Genomic DNA, 15,682 nt, shown 5'->3' on the forward strand with positions numbered 1-15,682 from the left:
TAAATCCTGATTTGGCGATAAGCAGCTGATCTGAAATGCTAATCAAAGAGAATGAAACGTGCTACCCCATATACAATCCTGCTAGCGATAGTACTGATAGGTTGTCAAACTGTAGAAAAAAAAGGGCCCGAAAGCACTTCAAATGTAGAAAAGGTGGCTATCACCTATGTCGATTCGTGCTGGAATACGGGAGATTTTTCCTCATTCGACAGGATAATAGGCAAAGGGTTTGTCAGGAATCTGAATGGACTGGAAGTGGCTAATGGACGCATGGAGCTCGAGGCTTATATCCAGAATTATATAAGGGCGTTTCCCAACCTCCGAATCACTGTCAATAAATTCATTGAAAAAGATGATAATGTAATACTACAATGGTCTTTCAGCGGCACCAATACCGGGGAATTTGCAGAATTTATCGCTACAGGAAAAAAAGCCATAGTAAACGGAGTGACGCTAATCACCTTTGATTCGGAAGGAAAAATGATCCAGGAAAACACTTATTACAACGAACTGTACTTGTTACAACAATTGGGCTTCACTTTAAATCCGCCTAATTTAAAATAAGAGTAATCAAAAGCAATCTATAGCTAAACCTAATCTAAACAATCATGAAAACAAAGTTGAAAGATTTATTAATTATCGTCTTACTGAGTTTTTTACCCTTCTTCCTCTTGGCGCAGGAATCGAAAACGACACAGTCTTTCTGGGTCCATGAAGACGTGGTGAAACCGGGAATGATTGCCGAATACGAAGCAACCTGTAAAGAATTGGTCAGCAATATGAAAAAACACAGTGTTGAGGAAGTTGCATTTATTGTGACCAACACATCTGACCATCGCTATCTGTATGTGAGTCCGGTTGAAAATATGGCTGATCTCGATAAGCCTGTTTTTGCAACCCTTTCAGAAAAAATGGGGAAGGAAGCCATGGGCGCCTTGTTCAACAGAATGGACAAGTGCTACGATGTAGAACACGATTACATTGTTACATTAGATATGAATCTTTCTTATCAACCGGGTGGAATTAATCAAACACCCGAAGGGGAAGACTACCGAAAATTCCACTATCTCTATGTCACCCCGGCCAATCGCGCCAAGGTGAAGGAGAAAATGATAGCGGTTAAAAATATGTTTGCCAGTAAGGGATCTAAAATGCACTATCGTGTTTATCGCAGTGGATTCGGAACCAGGGGTGAGTTCTATATGGTGGCCGTAGCAGCAAAAGACGAAGTAGATTATGCACAGAAAGCAATGGCAAACGACCAGTTAATTGGGGAAGATGGTAACAAAGTAATGTGGGATCTCTTTGCCGATCTCCTAAGCTATGAAGAATACACGGGGAGAATGAGACCCGATATGGCATATAGCGCTATGAATTAAAGCAGCGCAAACTCTCAACTATCCAACCTTGCTGAAAGACCCGAATAACTTCGGGTCTTTCTTCGTTGTGAAGCTTGTGAAAAACTACTAACTTACGAGACAACCTTTAATTTCAACTAACTATGTTACGAAGTAAATTTTGGCAGGCATTTTTTGCAATAGGCCCAATTGCCATGCTCTTCCTTGGAATGATAGCATATTTTATCTTCCTCTTTTTCATCTTTAGCAATATGGATGATTTCAATCACAGTTCAGGCAACTACTCCGCACATTTGATTTTGGGGAACCTGAGTATCTTTTTGATTTTCATCTTCCTGGCGGTTTTAATCTCCTTCGGAAGTCTGGTTTTCTACATTGTGCATGCAGCTAATAATCCGAATCTACGGGAAAATAATATGCTACTGGTGTGGATACTCCTGTTCATTTTCGCCAATGGAATTGGACAACTCATCTACTGGATCATTGAGATCGTCAACAAAAGGGACAAGGAAATAATACCCGGATAAAGTTAAGCCCGGGTAATCACTCCCGGGCTTTATCACTCAACATTAGAGGCCCTTTTAATTATTAGTCATCGAAATTCAGAGTAGCCATCCTGGTGTTCGAAGCTTTTTGCACACTCATAATCCATAGTTCATTCCCGTATTTAGAACGGAAATCCGTTTTGATCTCTTCCAGATCTTCCTCCTGGTCTTCATAATGGGCCAGGTAGACATAATTAAGGCCATTGATTGGATTAGTGAAATATCCGGCTTCTATACCTTTTTCCTCAAGTGCGGCCAGGAATAATTTAAGATACTCTTCAGTCTCAAAGACATTCGCAATAACGTAATGACCTTCAGGAACGCCTACGAGATTCTCCAGCAAAATGGTCTCGTCAGCTCTTTGATTTGGAGCCATGGTCATCTGACTAAGTCGTTTCAGGGAATCTAAATTTCTCTCCATCTGAAGTTTGATCGATTCACTCAGGCGTACCGGAGTACCTTTTTCCTCATTCTGTGCTACCAGGGCAGGTTTTTCATATCCCATTGCATTCTTCATCTCATCGAGTTCTCTTCTGGTGTTTCTTATGGCGAGCTCATAACGACGCTCCATTTCTGAATTGATGTGGCTCTCCAAAGAATCTACCTTATAAACCAATTCATTGATAACAGCGTAATTTGCCCGATTTAGCCTGCGTAATTTATCGATTTCCAGATATAAGGGATTTTTGTTCTTCTTAATCCTCCGCTTCCTGTCGATCCAGTCTGTTGCCTTCTCATCATCCACATCCACTTGAACCATGTCTTCGGTTAAGGTAGGAATGAAATTATATGCCACGGAGATCTCATGGGTAACCCCAAAATTTTCGATATCCTGGGCAAAGCCTTTTTCAAAGTTATACCCCAGGGAGAGTCGCTTATTTATATTGAAGCCCACCCCTGCGGATCCTCCGTAAAAACTATCGTAACCTGCCTGAAGCCAACCTAGTTTGGGCAAATCAAGGATGATTCCTCCCCCAAAGACCAGGTTTTCTTCTCCAACCTTTCTCAATCGAGCTAAGGGCATAATCCTTCCCTCGGTAAATACACCCTGGGCGTATTCAAAATTTTTGGTGTACTGCAAATGGGCAGAAAATGATTTTTCATTGAAAGTGGTTAGTGTCTCCCCCGATTTAAGGTTAAAATCAAAGAGGTTTTCTGCATATACTCCAACGTCAAAACTTCCAAAGGAAACATTAAGTCCCGGTTGGAAGGCGATAATTGAATTTTCATTAAAGGTGGCTAATAGAGGGTCATCTTCATTAGTCACAGCCCTACTCTCGTCAAAACTGCTGCGGTAATAGGGAATATTGAATCCAAAAGTGAGATTACTCTTTGGCGACAATCGCACCCCATAGGCATAATTGGTGAGCAGGCCGATATTTGAGACCAAACCTTCCTGCTGATTATACACACTGATTCCCAAGCCTGTACGGTCGTTGATCCTACCGCTGTAACTCAGAAAATAGTTCTGAAAGTTATCCTGGAAGTAGGCCGACTGGCTTCGGTGAAAAAAGTTTATATATGACTTGTCTTCCCTTACGGTAGAAAATGTAGGGTTGATCAGAAATCGATTAAATTTTAAAAGATTTTGAAAAGGTACGTTATAGGAAACATAAGGTGTTTCTTCCTGGCTAAAAAGGTGTCCCGAAAATGAAAGACTCAACATAATCAATGCCCAAAACCTAAAATGGACAACACTAACAGAATCCTTGAAAATAGATAGATTATTGCAGAACATGGCACAAGTATTATCTGCACTAAATCAAAGCTCCTTTCACAAGGTGGGAACACCTTTCGCCAAGAATAAAAAACTCAAATTAAGAAGGAGTAATTTTTAGTACATAGGTTAATATTTTCGTAAGATTTGGATTACCAAGTTGAAGAATGGTCGATAACTAGGCAACTTTTTTCGGCAAAATGCAGTGCTTTGATTAAGAATTCGACGAATGACTGCATAATTGTTAAAGAAAGAGGTTATTCATCGAGAATTTGATATTTGTTTTCTTAAAACACCCCTGTTATTTTTTCATAGGTTCTTCTAATCGCCCTGTATCAGGGACATCGACCATACTTCGTTAAAAAGACCTACATTTATCAGCATCATCAATTTTTTTAAAAAATGGAACATATCTCAATCAGTTCGATAAAACCGCGACTATCATTTTGGCAGATTTGGAATATGAGCTTTGGCTTCCTGGGTATACAATTTGGATTTGCCCTGCAAAATGCCAATGTCAGCCGAATTTTTGAAACCCTGGGTGCTTCTAAGGATGAACTTCCCATCCTATGGCTCGCTGCGCCCGTGACAGGTTTATTGGTACAACCGATCATTGGATACTACAGCGACCGTACCTGGCATAAAAAATGGGGAAGGCGACGGCCTTTTTTTGCAATAGGGGCCATTCTGGCCACCCTGGCCTTGTTTCTCATGCCCAACTCCACAGCCCTCTGGATGGCTGTGATTATGCTTTGGCTATTGGATGCCTCTATCAATATAAGTATGGAGCCTTTTCGAGCATTTGTTGGCGACATGCTCCCCAATGAACAACGCACCAGTGGCTTTGCCATGCAAAGCTTTTTTATAGGTCTGGGGGCCATTATCGCTTCAGCCCTGCCCTGGATCTTTACCAATTGGTTCGGCATCAGTAATATTGCTGCAGATGGTGGAATACCCGATTCAGTAAAGTGGTCTTTCTATCTGGGAGGTATTGCTTATTTCTGCGCAGTCATGTGGACGGTATTGAAAACAGATGAATATCCTCCTGATGATCTGGAACAACTGAAGGCAGAGAACGCCAGTAAGGGAATTTTTGGTGGTTTGATGGAATCTTTTCTTGGGATTTTTAAAATGCCGAAGACCATGGTACAACTGGCTTTTGTACAATTTTTCTCCTGGTTCTCCCTATTTGCCATGTGGATTTACACCACCTCGGCAGTTACCAGCCACATCTATGGCACATCAGATACGAGTTCGGTACTTTACAATGAAGGCGCCGACTGGGTAGGGATTTGCTTTGCGATTTATAATGGGATTGCAGCACTTGTAGCCTTTCTGCTTCCAGTCATCGCCAAAAAGCTAAGCAGGCGCATAACCCATTTGCTTGCTCTTGTCTGTGGAGGAATCAGTTTGTTATCTATTTATTTTATCACAGATCCCAATATGTTGTTGGTGGCCATGATAGGGGTTGGTATTGCTTGGGCCAGTATACTGTCTATGCCCTATGCCATGTTATCGAGTATCCTGCCTGCCAATAAAATGGGATATTATATGGGGGTGTTTAACTTCTTTATTGTTATCCCCCAGATCGTTGCGGCAGGTATACTGGGCTTTATGTTAAAGACTTTCTTTGGAAATGTTTCTATCTATGCCCTTATCATAGGTGGGGTTTCCATGATACTCGCAGGCTTGCTTTGCCTGATCGTTGAGGACAGGGATGTAGCCGTTACTACCGAAAAAAGTGACCAATAATTACAATTCGGACAGGAGTTTTTACAATTCAGTAGGTCTTTTTTAGCCGGGCCAGGGAGTATGTACACCTTTGATGCATGTTAATCAATAAACCCGGAATTATGAAAAATTTATCGTTAGTATTTGCTTTTGCTCTTCTCTCTCAATTCAGCTTTGCACAGGAAACCCAGGGTGCTGATATCGTCATCACCATTGAAAATGTATTAACAGACGGAGGACAGGTATATGCCGCCTTGCACACCGCTGAAACCTTTATGCAAAGTGAAGGAATTGATTTTGATGTAGCTGAAGGCAAAAAAGGGACTCTTCTCTTGAATTTCAAAGGAGTGAAACCCGGAACCTATGCCGTTATGGTGATGCACGATCTGAATGGCAACAACCAAATGGACTTCGACAACAACGGCATGCCCCAAGAAAGCTACGGAATGTCGGGCAATGATATGCACATGGGCCCTCCAACCTTTGATGCAGCCAAGTTTGAGGTTACAGAGGAAGATCTGGAACTGAATATCAGATTTTAACTTAAAAAAAAGCCCACCGAAGTGGGCTTTTTTTATATCTCTTCCGCCAGCCAGGCTTTCATCATCCAGACAGTCTTTTCCTGTTCTGTAATAAAATCACTCATCATCGAATTTGTTCCCTCATCATTTGCTTCATCAGAAGCATCGAGGATGCGCCTTTCTATTTTGAGTAGCTCCTTCAGGGAATCAACAATAAGTCGGATAGCCTTTTCATCAACGGTAACATTTTTTCCCTGTGGCACCTTGGCAATCTCAATGTAATCCTCAAAGGTATGCAGGGGCACTTCTCCCAGGGTTAAGATTCTCTCCGCTACCATATCTACTTTCAGGTTAGCATCATCGTATAGCTCCTCGAACTTCACATGGAGATCAAAGAATCGCTTTCCTTTGATATTCCAGTGGATCCCTCTGAGGTTCATATAGTAGCGTTGAAAATTCGCCAGTAAAACATTGAGTTCTTTTCCTAATTCGCGTGACTGTTTTGCATCCAGTCCAATACTGTTTAATTCCATTCTTATCTGATTTTAGCATAAATTTATCATATAAATAACAGTAAACATCATAGGTTTTATCGATAGTTTTTATAAATTTATTGCGTAACACTATACTATGACGATTACACAATTACAGTATGTTTTAGCCGTGGCCGAATATCAGAATTTTACCCTGGCCGCGGAGAAGAGTTTTGTCACTCAACCTACCCTGAGTATGCAGGTTCAAAAGTTAGAAGACGAACTGGATGTCCGGATTTTCGACCGCAGTAAAAAGCCTATCTCCATCACAGAGGCAGGAAGGAAAATTGTGGCACAAGCGAAGAATATTGTGAATGAAGCGAAACGGATTAAGGATATAGTCGACCAGGAAAAGGGGTTTATCGGGGGAGAATTTACTCTGGGAATAATCCCAACAGTTATGCCCACCCTTTTACCTATGTTTCTGAAGACGTTTATCAATAAGTATCCCAAGGTGAATCTGGTGATACGGGAACAGAATACGGAAAGCCTTATACGCAACCTTCAGGACGGCCACCTCGATGCGGGAATTGCCGCAACTCCTCTGGATATAGAGTTTATAACAGAACGCCCTTTATATTATGAACCTTTTGTAGGATATGTACCCAAAAGCCACAGACTGAGCAAGGAAGAAAAGCTTAATCCCGAATTACTTGATATACGGGATATCCTGCTTTTGGAAGACGGGCATTGTTTTCGGGAAGGTGTGGTTAATTTGTGTAAGGCATCCAAAAATTTCGAAGATCACTTCCATTTGCAGAGCGGGAGTTTTGAGACCCTGGTGAATCTGGCTAACGAAGGATTGGGAATGACGCTCCTTCCCTATCTCAATGCTGTTGCCCTGGATGATCGAAAGAAATCAAATTTAAAGTATTTTCAGGAACCCTCTCCTGCCCGTGAGATAAGTCTGATCTACCACAAAAAAGAATTGAAACTTCATATCACCAACGCATTAAGGGAGGTTATTGCTTCTGTAATAAGGGGGGCAATAAAATTTCAGGACGTAAAAATTGTTAGTCCGCTTTCAAAAAACTGAAAGCAGCGCGTGAAGAACATAAAAAAATAAAGCTGCCCCGGGGGGCAGCTTTTTTATGCTTTTATATAAATTAAACTTTCTCTTAGCTCTGGTTTGTCGGTTATAAACCCTAGTAACCAGTGTTTTAGTTCTTCAATTTCATAGGGTAACAGCTTTGAAATTGCTTTTTGTAGTTCTTTGCTGAATAACTTTGCATCGAAACTAACTTTTTGAAGTACTGTTTTGTAATACTCCAACATAGCTCTAGCCATACATGTGTATTTTAGTTAGACTGTTTAAACGAAATTAACAAAAAAAGGTGTTCGTTATTGTGTGCGATTGGTTAAATATTAGATAATTTCACCTATTAATCGATGAATGGCACAATAGTCCGATAAATGAAAGTCCACAGATCCACACTTAATACATTTCTTATCTTTCTGATAACCTGCATGTTAACAGCATGCTCCTCTCTAAAAAATAGAAAAATTGAGAAAGACCTGTCTGAGAAGCTAGCGCTGAGTGGTTTTGAGGATCATTTCACCGGCCTGTTCATCTATGCACCTGAGACCAGAGACACGCTCTTCTCTGTAAATGAACATAAATACTTCACTCCGGCCAGCAATACCAAGATATTTACGCTTTATACAACCCTTAAAATTCTCGGTGACTCCCTTCCGTCCCTGCGATATAAAATAAGTAGTGACACCGTTTATTTTCAGGGAACAGGGCACCCGGGAAGTTTACATCCCGAGCTAAAGGACAGCAGTATTGTTAACTTTCTACAGAACTTTGAGAATCTGATTTATATTCCTGCAGCTTTTTCAGAGGGAAGGTTTGGCCCCGGCTGGGCATGGGAAGATTATGAAAGTGCCTTTGCCCCTGAAAGATCCTCCTTTCCCCTCTACGGAAATGTGCTGACTATTTATCGGAATAAGAACCTAACGGTTATTCCGGAATATTTCCGGGATAGCATCAGCGAAGCTCAACTTTCAGGAAAAAGACTCGAACATAAGAACCTTTTCTACATAGCCACAACAGGCAGAGACAGCCTGAAAATCCCATTTAAAAGCGGGAATAAGCTCACTGTAGATTTGCTTGAAAGGGCCATAGGAAAATCGATCATCACAAGAGAGGTATTTCCTGAAGGGGATTTTAATCTTCTGTACGGAGATACCCCATCTGACAGCCTGTACAAATTACTCATGGAAGACAGTGATAATTTTGTCGCTGAGCAATTACTTCTGGCATCATCTGCCGCTCTTACCGACACTATTTCTTCCAGCCTTGTAAGGGAATTTGTCTTAGATACCTATCTGGCAGATCTTAAAAATCTTCCCAGATGGGTTGATGGCTCGGGCCTCTCAAGATATAATTTATTTACTCCGGCTTCCATGGTGTTTGTGCTTGAAAAACTTTACAAGGAATTCGGGAAAGAACGCATTTTGTTCCTCTTCCCTGCAGGAGGTAAGGAGGGAACCCTCAAGGACTGGTACGGCAGTCCGGATAAGCCTTATCTCTACGCCAAAAGCGGAACTCTTGGAAACACCTATTGCCTCAGTGGATATCTGATGACGAAATCAGGGAAATTCCTCCTGTTTAGTTTTATGAATAACCATTTTATGGAAAGCAGCTCCAAGGTGAAACCAAAAATTGAAAAATTACTTGAAGTAATCAGGGATTCCTATTGAAGGAGATCAAAACAATTGCTGAAGCTTTGCGTACTGCAAAAGCATGATCGTCTTGGCATCTTTAATCTCCCCGGATTCTATCATTTCCAAAGCCCGTTCAAAGTCGATTTCCATCACCTCAATATTTTCGGTCTCATGATCAGCACCGCCGCCTTCATTTACTTTCATGGAATGGTTATAGGGTGCGATAAAAAAGTGTAGAATCTCTGTTACTGCTCCGGGCGACATATAGGCTTCAAAAACCTTTTGTACTTCCCGGATTCGATATCCCGTTTCCTCTTCAACCTCCTTTTTAATGCAGTGGAAAGGATCCTGATCATCAAGCATTCCTGCACACACTTCAATCATCATCCCGTTGGGATTATTGTTGACATATGTAGGCATTCTGAATTGGCGGGTAAGAATCACCTTTTTAGTCTCAGGATGGTACAACAAAATAGCAGCCCCATTGCCCCTGTCGTAAGCTTCACGCCTTTGCGTCTCCCAATTTCCGTCCTCCTTCTGATATTCGTAGGAGAATCGGTATAAGGTATACCATTGGTCTGACAGAACTTCCTTGATGATATTTTTAATTTTCCCGTATTTCAAGATCTCCGGATTCTTTTTGTTACTTGATCGGTTTACACTGTAATTGCCTTGTTGAGGAAACGTCTGAAGGGCAACATTTCCCTGTACACGGCTATGATATATTCGTCAAAATCAGGCCTGAGGATAATTTCTTCTGTCAGCGGATGCACTACCGCGAAGGTCTTATTCCTGATCAGGTCGATATGCGGATGGTCATTTGAAAACCCTTTTGGAGAAGTTGTTAGTTTTTGATCTTCATACAGATCCCCGAAAACCTTTTTAAAGGATGGTTTGTTTAAGATCTTTAAAAATGCCTCTCCATCGTAGTCGATTGCTTCTCTTACACTTCTGAGTCTTTTTGGATCAGGCCTCCATAACCCCCCTGCAAGCAGGGATTCCCTTATGCCTATCTGAATATAGAAATCGGCCGATTTCGGAGCCTTGTCTAATCCGGCACCGAAGTGATCCTTGTACACAGGTTTGTTCGGGTGGAACATCAGGTTGTTATTGATCCTGTTGATCCCGGCTTTTCCGGGCGTTGGATAGTATTCCGGGTCTATTTGCGACAAACGGGTGTCGAGTCCGTCCAGCCATTGAATAAAAGAATCCCTCAGCTGGTGGTAGGTTCTTCGATGCCTGTCCATCCATTCTTTGGAGTTATTCTGATCTAACTCACGTAGAAATTCGAGCAGTATTTTAAAGTTGATCGTCTTATTCAAACTTTACAGTTGACAGAATTCGTATTCGTATCAGAATCGGTTATCCCCATCCAGAATATCCCCTAAACCACCTAAAATACTACCTTCTCCTTTGTCTTTTCCTCCACCCTTTGGTGCAGAAGCCCAGACCCTTTTAGCCAGCCTGCTGAAGGGCAAAGACTGCACGTATACCGTGCCGGGTCCGCGGAGCGTGGCAAAAAATAGTCCCTCACCGCCAAAGAGAGTGTTTTTAATTCCACCAACAAACTCAACATCGTAGTCTACGTCCTTGGTAAATCCGACGATACAGCCGGTATCTACTTTAATGATTTCGCCCGGACCTAATTCCTTTTTAGCCAGGGTTCCACCAGCGTGGACAAAGGCCATCCCATCTCCTTCTAACTTCTGCATGATAAATCCTTCCCCGCCGAAGAGGCCACGTCCCAGTTTCTTTGAGAATTCAATCCCTACTGAAACGCCCTTGGCAGCACATAAAAATGCATCTTTCTGACAGATAAATTTTCCCTGCTTTTCAGTGAGGTCGATTGGAAGTATTTTTCCAGGATAAGGTGAAGCAAAGCTTACCCTCCGTTTATTTCTAGCGACATTGAGGAAGGAGGTCATAAACAGGCCTTCTCCCGTAAGAATTCGTTTCCCAGCGGATAGCAGACTGCCCAATACTCCTTTGTTCTGATTAGATCCGTCGCCAAAGATGGTATCCATCTGTAGGTCAGTATCCATCATCATAAAACTTCCTGCTTCTGCCACTACGGCTTCCTGGGGATCAAGCTCAATTTCTACGTACTGCATCTCTTCTCCAAAGATGTGATAGTCTATTTCGTGTGCATTCATTTTGTTGGTTTTACTTTTATCTATATGTATGCTTTGTTTGTCTGATGTTACATTCTTCGCAATAGACCCAGAGCCACATCTTCAATTTCGCGAAAACGCTGAGTACCGATCATGAGCTTCTTGCCATTTTTCAATTTCAGGGCCAGGCCTTTTCTGCCTTTCACATTGTAAACGGTACCATAGAGGGATGAAAATCTCAAACCATAGCCAATCATCGGACTGTATTTTACAATCTCAGCCGACGCCACATCTTTCCAGCGGATCCTTTTATTGGCAAGAGGGATGAATTTGATATGAAGATGATCTCTGGTTATGATAGTACGCATTTTTAATTTCCAGAAGAATAAGCACACCAGAAGCATTCCTATCAGGAAAATTATAAGTCCAATGTCAGACATAGGGTTATTACCAAATGGTACTTCCAGCATAATTTGTTGTACAATCCCGTATCCCGGAATTAATAGGATAACAAATAGCAAAAGCCAGATATACCACTGTGTAAATCGTTGTTCCTCTTTAAAGAGAACATTCTGTATTGGACTTTGGTAAACAGTTTTTGCCATGCAGCTCGAATTAACTCTTTACTTTCAGTGTCCATTCGAAATCGAATACAGAGACCACAATACCCTGTTCGTTTACCCCTGTAGAGGTCATCCAGCAGGTGACTCCCTCCCCTGTTTCCACAGCTTTTTGCAGCGCATTACTAATTTTGTAGCCATCCTCACAACTAAAGGTGATTTTTCCGGTAGCCTTTTTAGTAAAGGTAGCCTTGTTGTTTGCTACCAGCATGGATACTTTTTTTCCACTTTCCGTGATTTGAGACATTACCAGAGCTCCGGTAGTCAATTCTGCGGCCATCCCCTGCACTGCCCAGAACATGGATTTAAAAGGATTCTGGTTGATCCATTTATGGGTAACTGTAACTACGGCCCTTTCTCTGTGGAGTTCCCGTAGACGTACTCCCGTCCACCAGGCCGCAGGTAGCTTAAAGAAAAGGAAGGTGTTGAACTTACTGACAGAGGTGGCCATATAATAGGATTTAAGTCTCAAAAATACCACAATTCCCTGAATCCAAAATTGTTAATATTATGTTAATATTTAGTACTATGTTTTGCATAATACCTTCTTTTAGATATATATTTGCATAAGAAACTAATATGCCATGACAGAAACATTGTCCAAACACGAGAGAAATTTGTCTGCTGCCATCCATGCTTCTACCTTTAGCAGGTTCTTTATTCCTTTTGGAAATATCCTGCTTCCCCTTGTTTTATGGCTGGCTAACAAAAAGGATTCGGCATTTGTTGACTACAATGGAAAACAAGCCCTGAATTTTCAGATTAGCCTGCTTTTGTATTCTGTTGTCTTAGGAGCAATATCCATTCCCTTCTTTTTTGGCCTTATCCCGGATATGTTTGATCATGGGATTATACAATGGGGGAATCACGATCCCTTTAATGGTATCAATCTCTTTGTAGACTGGGACGATTTTCCTTTCGGAAGAATCTGGCCCCTGGGTATGGCCGGACTCGTGCCTGTAGCCATATTCCTGATCAATATAGTGTATACTATTCTTGCGACCCTAAGGACCAATGAGGGACAGGAATTTAAATACCCTATCACGATTAATTTTATCAAATAATGAAAAGAGCACTGTACATAGTATTTGCCATTCTGATGCTTAATGGAATATCTCCAGCTCAGGCACAGCTCGCCGAGGACGCTGATTTATACCAACTCCTCAGGGAAAAAGACAGTGTGCTGTTCCATGCTGCCTTTAACAATTGTGATCCCGAGACCATGGCTTCGCTCTTTACAGAAGATTTTGAGTTCTATCATGACAAAGGGGGAACCACCCTGGGCCGAGAGACATTTTTGGCTCCCATGTTCAAGAACTGTTCCCAAAGAACAGAAGACTGGATTCAACCTTCAAAACGAATTCTTGTAGAAAACAGCCTTAGCGTTTATCCCTTGCAAAAAGACGGGATACTTTACGGCGCAATTCAGCACGGGATGCATCGATTTGAGTTTTTAAATGAAAACAAAGAATATCAAAAGGGAGATATCGCCCGCTTTACTCATCTCTGGGTACTGGAAGCCGATCAGTGGAAAATAAAACGCGAACTGAGCTATGATCATCAGCCAGCCTCGAGCTATAAAATTGAAAATTAAATACACACATCAGCAAATGAGTTTATTCATCAATCAAAATCCCATGAAACCACAAAAAACGAACAGTTAACCCTATGCTGGATGAAGATCCGACTCATCACCGGACAGCATGTAACAGAAGAAAAAAATTATGAACATAGAAAACACAAAAGCGCAAATGCGTAAGGGAGTGCTGGAATACTGCATCCTGTCGATTCTTCAGGAGGAAGACAAGTATACTTCTGAGATCCTCGACACCCTAAAAAACGCTAAAATGCTGGTCGTAGAAGGTACTATCTACCCATTACTTACCAGGCTGAAAAATGCCGGATTATTGAATTACCGATGGGAAGAATCTACCTCCGGACCGCCCAGGAAGTACTATGGGCTTACAGAGACAGGAAAAATGTTCCTCAAAGAACTAGATACCACCTGGGACGAACTCAGAAATGCCGTGAATTTGGTCACCAACGCTAAAAAAGTAAAAAAATGAATAAAACAGTCAATATAAATCTCGCCAACGTCCTTTTCCACATTGATGAGGAAGCTTTTAACAAGCTGAAACGGTATCTGGAGGCCATAAAAAGGTCATTTTCCGGCACAACGGGTAGTGACGAAATTATCGCAGATATCGAAGCACGTATAGCCGAACTCTTCCAGGAAAGGATGGAGAACGATCGACAAGTGATCACCATGAAGGAAGTAGATGCCGTTATACAGGTTATGGGACAACCCGAAGACTACAGGGTAGATGAAGACATCTTTGAAGATGCCCCCAAGACCGAAGAACGCAAGGCTCCGAAACCAAAAAAACTCTACCGGGATATTGATAATAAATACATCGGAGGAGTCTGTTCAGGCCTCGAGCACTATTTGGGAATAGACAGTCTTTGGATCCGCCTGATCTTTATCCTTCTTACCCTTACTTCTGGTTTTGGCCTTATCGCCTATGGCCTACTATGGATCCTGGTTCCCGAAGCGGTCACCACCTCCCAAAAACTGGATATGCGGGGTGAACCTGTGAATATTTCCAACATCGAAAAAAAAATTAAAGAAGGCTACGAAGATGTCGCGGAAAAAGTAAAAGGGGTAGATTATGAGAAAGTCGGAAACAAAGTTAAAAGCAGTGGACGGACTTTTTTCGACGCCCTGGGTAATGTGATACTGTTCCTGTTCAAAGTGATTGCCAAATTTATTGGTGTCATTTTGATCATCATAGGAGCATCAACCCTTATAGGGCTGTTTATCGGATTATTCACTGTGGGGACATTGGATATTATTCATATCCCGGGGCTCGACTTTTACGATATGTTCAACGCTTCGGGCACACCCGTCTGGCTGGTTTCACTGCTATCATTCTTTGCCGTTGGAATTCCCTTCTTTTTTGTACTGTACCTGGGCCTTAAAATCCTGATCAACAATCTGAAATCCATAGGGAATATTGTTAAATTCTCCCTCCTGGGCCTCTGGTTGATTTCCATCATAGGCCTTGTAGTTTTAGGAATTCAGGAAGCAGCTGCTCACGCTTATTCTGGCAGCACAACGGTTAAGGAAGAACTGCTGTTGCCTGCAGATCAGGATACCCTGGTGGTAAGACCTATGAGCAGTGAATTGTTCGACAATCAGGAAAATATCGGCTTTAACCATATGACCCTCACCTATAATGAAGAAGGAGAACGTCTGTTGTTTTCCGACGACATCCGCTTCGACATCACGAAATCCACAGACACTCTGGCCTATCTTAAAATACGCAGGAATGCCGATGGAAGCTCCCTTTCAGATGCCAGGGAGAGGGCATCAAACATCCTATATTCCTATGCGCTGGAAGGCAATACCTTGTCCTTAAACAACTACCTTACCACGGCTCTTGAAAATAAGGTCCGCGACCAGGAAGTTAGGGTTACCCTGTCTGTTCCTGAAGGAACCCTGGTACGGTTTGAACCCGGTATGCGCAGGTACATAGGAAGGTTAACCCGATACGATAAAGACATTTACCGGGGGGATTTGGTAGACTACCTCTGGCTGATGAAGTCGAACGGGGAGTTAGAATGCCAGGACTGCCCTGAAAACATGAATGGAAGACTCGAATGGAGTGATGATGAAGGCAGGATTATCATCGATGAAGATGGAATAGATATTAATGTAAAAGATGGAGGTGAATCGTTTAAATTAAAAATAGATGACCGCGGTGTTGAGATAAAAGCCGATGATGACAATTTTTAATTGACATTTCATCCTGATGATTCAACAACTCAGTAAATGAAACTATACGCTTAACAACTAGTAAGATACTTTTGATTTGA

The 15,682-nt window shown here is 41.9% G+C and carries 19 protein-coding genes; 11 read left to right on the plus strand and 8 right to left on the minus strand.

What is annotated here, in order from left to right; all coding sequences use genetic code 11:
- Positions 1-51: 51 nt before the first annotated feature.
- The 3 genes from AB8P51_RS09420 (at position 52) to AB8P51_RS09430 (ending at position 1,885) form a co-directional block, all read left to right on the plus strand.
- Positions 52-564: an ester cyclase gene (locus AB8P51_RS09420; RefSeq protein WP_369748580.1), complete on the plus strand. Its 513-nt coding sequence runs from the start codon at positions 52-54 to the stop codon at positions 562-564.
- 44 nt (positions 565-608) lie between these two features.
- A complete protein-coding gene (locus tag AB8P51_RS09425; RefSeq protein WP_369748581.1) occupies positions 609-1,379 on the plus strand; it encodes a hypothetical protein in 771 nt (256 codons plus the stop codon).
- A gap of 122 nt (positions 1,380-1,501) precedes the next feature.
- A complete protein-coding gene (locus AB8P51_RS09430) occupies positions 1,502-1,885 on the plus strand; it encodes a hypothetical protein (protein ID WP_369748582.1) in 384 nt (127 codons plus the stop codon).
- Between the two features lie 61 nt (positions 1,886-1,946).
- Here AB8P51_RS09430 and AB8P51_RS09435 read toward each other — a convergent pair whose 3' ends face one another.
- Complete coding sequence (locus tag AB8P51_RS09435; protein ID WP_369748583.1) at positions 1,947-3,641, minus strand: PorP/SprF family type IX secretion system membrane protein; 1,695 nt, start codon at positions 3,639-3,641, stop codon at positions 1,947-1,949.
- A gap of 441 nt (positions 3,642-4,082) precedes the next feature.
- Between AB8P51_RS09435 and AB8P51_RS09440 the strand changes: the two genes are divergently transcribed.
- Positions 4,083-5,372, plus strand: coding sequence for an MFS transporter (locus AB8P51_RS09440; RefSeq protein ID WP_369749148.1), 1,290 nt, complete (start codon positions 4,083-4,085; stop codon positions 5,370-5,372).
- Positions 5,373-5,473: 101 nt separating this feature from the next.
- Positions 5,474-5,893, plus strand: a complete 420-nt coding sequence (locus AB8P51_RS09445; RefSeq protein WP_369748584.1) for a DUF2141 domain-containing protein — start codon at positions 5,474-5,476, stop codon at positions 5,891-5,893.
- Positions 5,894-5,925: 32 nt separating this feature from the next.
- Here the strand turns inward: AB8P51_RS09445 and AB8P51_RS09450 are convergent, their stop codons facing one another.
- Complete coding sequence (locus AB8P51_RS09450; RefSeq protein ID WP_369748585.1) at positions 5,926-6,405, minus strand: Dps family protein; 480 nt, start codon at positions 6,403-6,405, stop codon at positions 5,926-5,928.
- Positions 6,406-6,502: 97 nt separating this feature from the next.
- Between AB8P51_RS09450 and AB8P51_RS09455 the strand changes: the two genes are divergently transcribed.
- Positions 6,503-7,441, plus strand: coding sequence for a LysR substrate-binding domain-containing protein (locus tag AB8P51_RS09455; protein ID WP_369748586.1), 939 nt, complete (start codon positions 6,503-6,505; stop codon positions 7,439-7,441).
- Between the two features lie 53 nt (positions 7,442-7,494).
- On the opposite strand, the gene AB8P51_RS09460 is transcribed toward AB8P51_RS09455, so the two are convergent.
- A complete protein-coding gene (locus AB8P51_RS09460; protein WP_369748587.1) occupies positions 7,495-7,692 on the minus strand; it encodes a hypothetical protein in 198 nt (65 codons plus the stop codon).
- A 180-nt stretch (positions 7,693-7,872) separates the two neighbouring features.
- Here AB8P51_RS09460 and AB8P51_RS09465 point away from each other — a divergent pair, with 180 nt between their 5' ends.
- The gene (locus AB8P51_RS09465; RefSeq protein ID WP_369748588.1) at positions 7,873-9,111 is read left to right on the plus strand and encodes a D-alanyl-D-alanine carboxypeptidase; all 1,239 of its coding nucleotides are present in this window, start codon (positions 7,873-7,875) and stop codon (positions 9,109-9,111) included.
- A gap of 6 nt (positions 9,112-9,117) precedes the next feature.
- Here AB8P51_RS09465 and AB8P51_RS09470 read toward each other — a convergent pair whose 3' ends face one another.
- From AB8P51_RS09470 to AB8P51_RS09490, 5 genes are read right to left on the minus strand one after another with little or no spacing between them, the layout of a single operon-like run.
- On the minus strand, positions 9,118-9,699 hold the full coding sequence (locus tag AB8P51_RS09470; RefSeq protein ID WP_369748589.1) for an NUDIX domain-containing protein: 582 nt from the start codon (positions 9,697-9,699) through the stop codon (positions 9,118-9,120).
- A gap of 32 nt (positions 9,700-9,731) precedes the next feature.
- Positions 9,732-10,385 carry a DUF2461 domain-containing protein gene (locus AB8P51_RS09475; protein WP_369749149.1) on the minus strand — a complete coding sequence of 218 codons (654 nt, stop codon included), beginning with the start codon at positions 10,383-10,385 and terminating at the stop codon, positions 9,732-9,734.
- A gap of 42 nt (positions 10,386-10,427) precedes the next feature.
- On the minus strand, positions 10,428-11,228 hold the full coding sequence (locus AB8P51_RS09480; protein ID WP_369748590.1) for a TIGR00266 family protein: 801 nt from the start codon (positions 11,226-11,228) through the stop codon (positions 10,428-10,430).
- A gap of 47 nt (positions 11,229-11,275) precedes the next feature.
- Entirely contained in the window at positions 11,276-11,791 is a 516-nt protein-coding gene (locus AB8P51_RS09485; RefSeq protein ID WP_369748591.1) for a hypothetical protein, read from the minus strand.
- A gap of 10 nt (positions 11,792-11,801) precedes the next feature.
- Positions 11,802-12,257 (minus strand): DUF4442 domain-containing protein, encoded by a 456-nt coding sequence (locus tag AB8P51_RS09490; protein WP_369748592.1) that lies wholly within the window; start codon positions 12,255-12,257, stop codon positions 11,802-11,804.
- A gap of 133 nt (positions 12,258-12,390) precedes the next feature.
- Between AB8P51_RS09490 and AB8P51_RS09495 the strand changes: the two genes are divergently transcribed.
- From AB8P51_RS09495 to AB8P51_RS09510, 4 genes are all read left to right on the plus strand, one after another.
- Positions 12,391-12,870 (plus strand): DUF4870 domain-containing protein, encoded by a 480-nt coding sequence (locus AB8P51_RS09495; RefSeq protein ID WP_369748593.1) that lies wholly within the window; start codon positions 12,391-12,393, stop codon positions 12,868-12,870.
- A complete protein-coding gene (locus AB8P51_RS09500; protein WP_369748594.1) occupies positions 12,870-13,400 on the plus strand; it encodes a nuclear transport factor 2 family protein in 531 nt (176 codons plus the stop codon). The genes AB8P51_RS09495 and AB8P51_RS09500 overlap by 1 nt, the downstream gene beginning before the upstream one ends.
- 130 nt (positions 13,401-13,530) lie before the next feature.
- A complete protein-coding gene (locus tag AB8P51_RS09505; RefSeq protein ID WP_369748595.1) occupies positions 13,531-13,872 on the plus strand; it encodes a PadR family transcriptional regulator in 342 nt (113 codons plus the stop codon).
- Positions 13,869-15,602, plus strand: coding sequence for a PspC domain-containing protein (locus AB8P51_RS09510; protein WP_369748596.1), 1,734 nt, complete (start codon positions 13,869-13,871; stop codon positions 15,600-15,602). Before AB8P51_RS09505 ends, AB8P51_RS09510 begins: the two co-directional genes overlap by 4 nt.
- The last annotated feature ends 80 nt before the right edge of the window (positions 15,603-15,682 follow it).

This window comes from Muriicola sp. SD30 (assembly GCF_041205185.1).
Taxonomy (GTDB): domain Bacteria; phylum Bacteroidota; class Bacteroidia; order Flavobacteriales; family Flavobacteriaceae; genus Muriicola.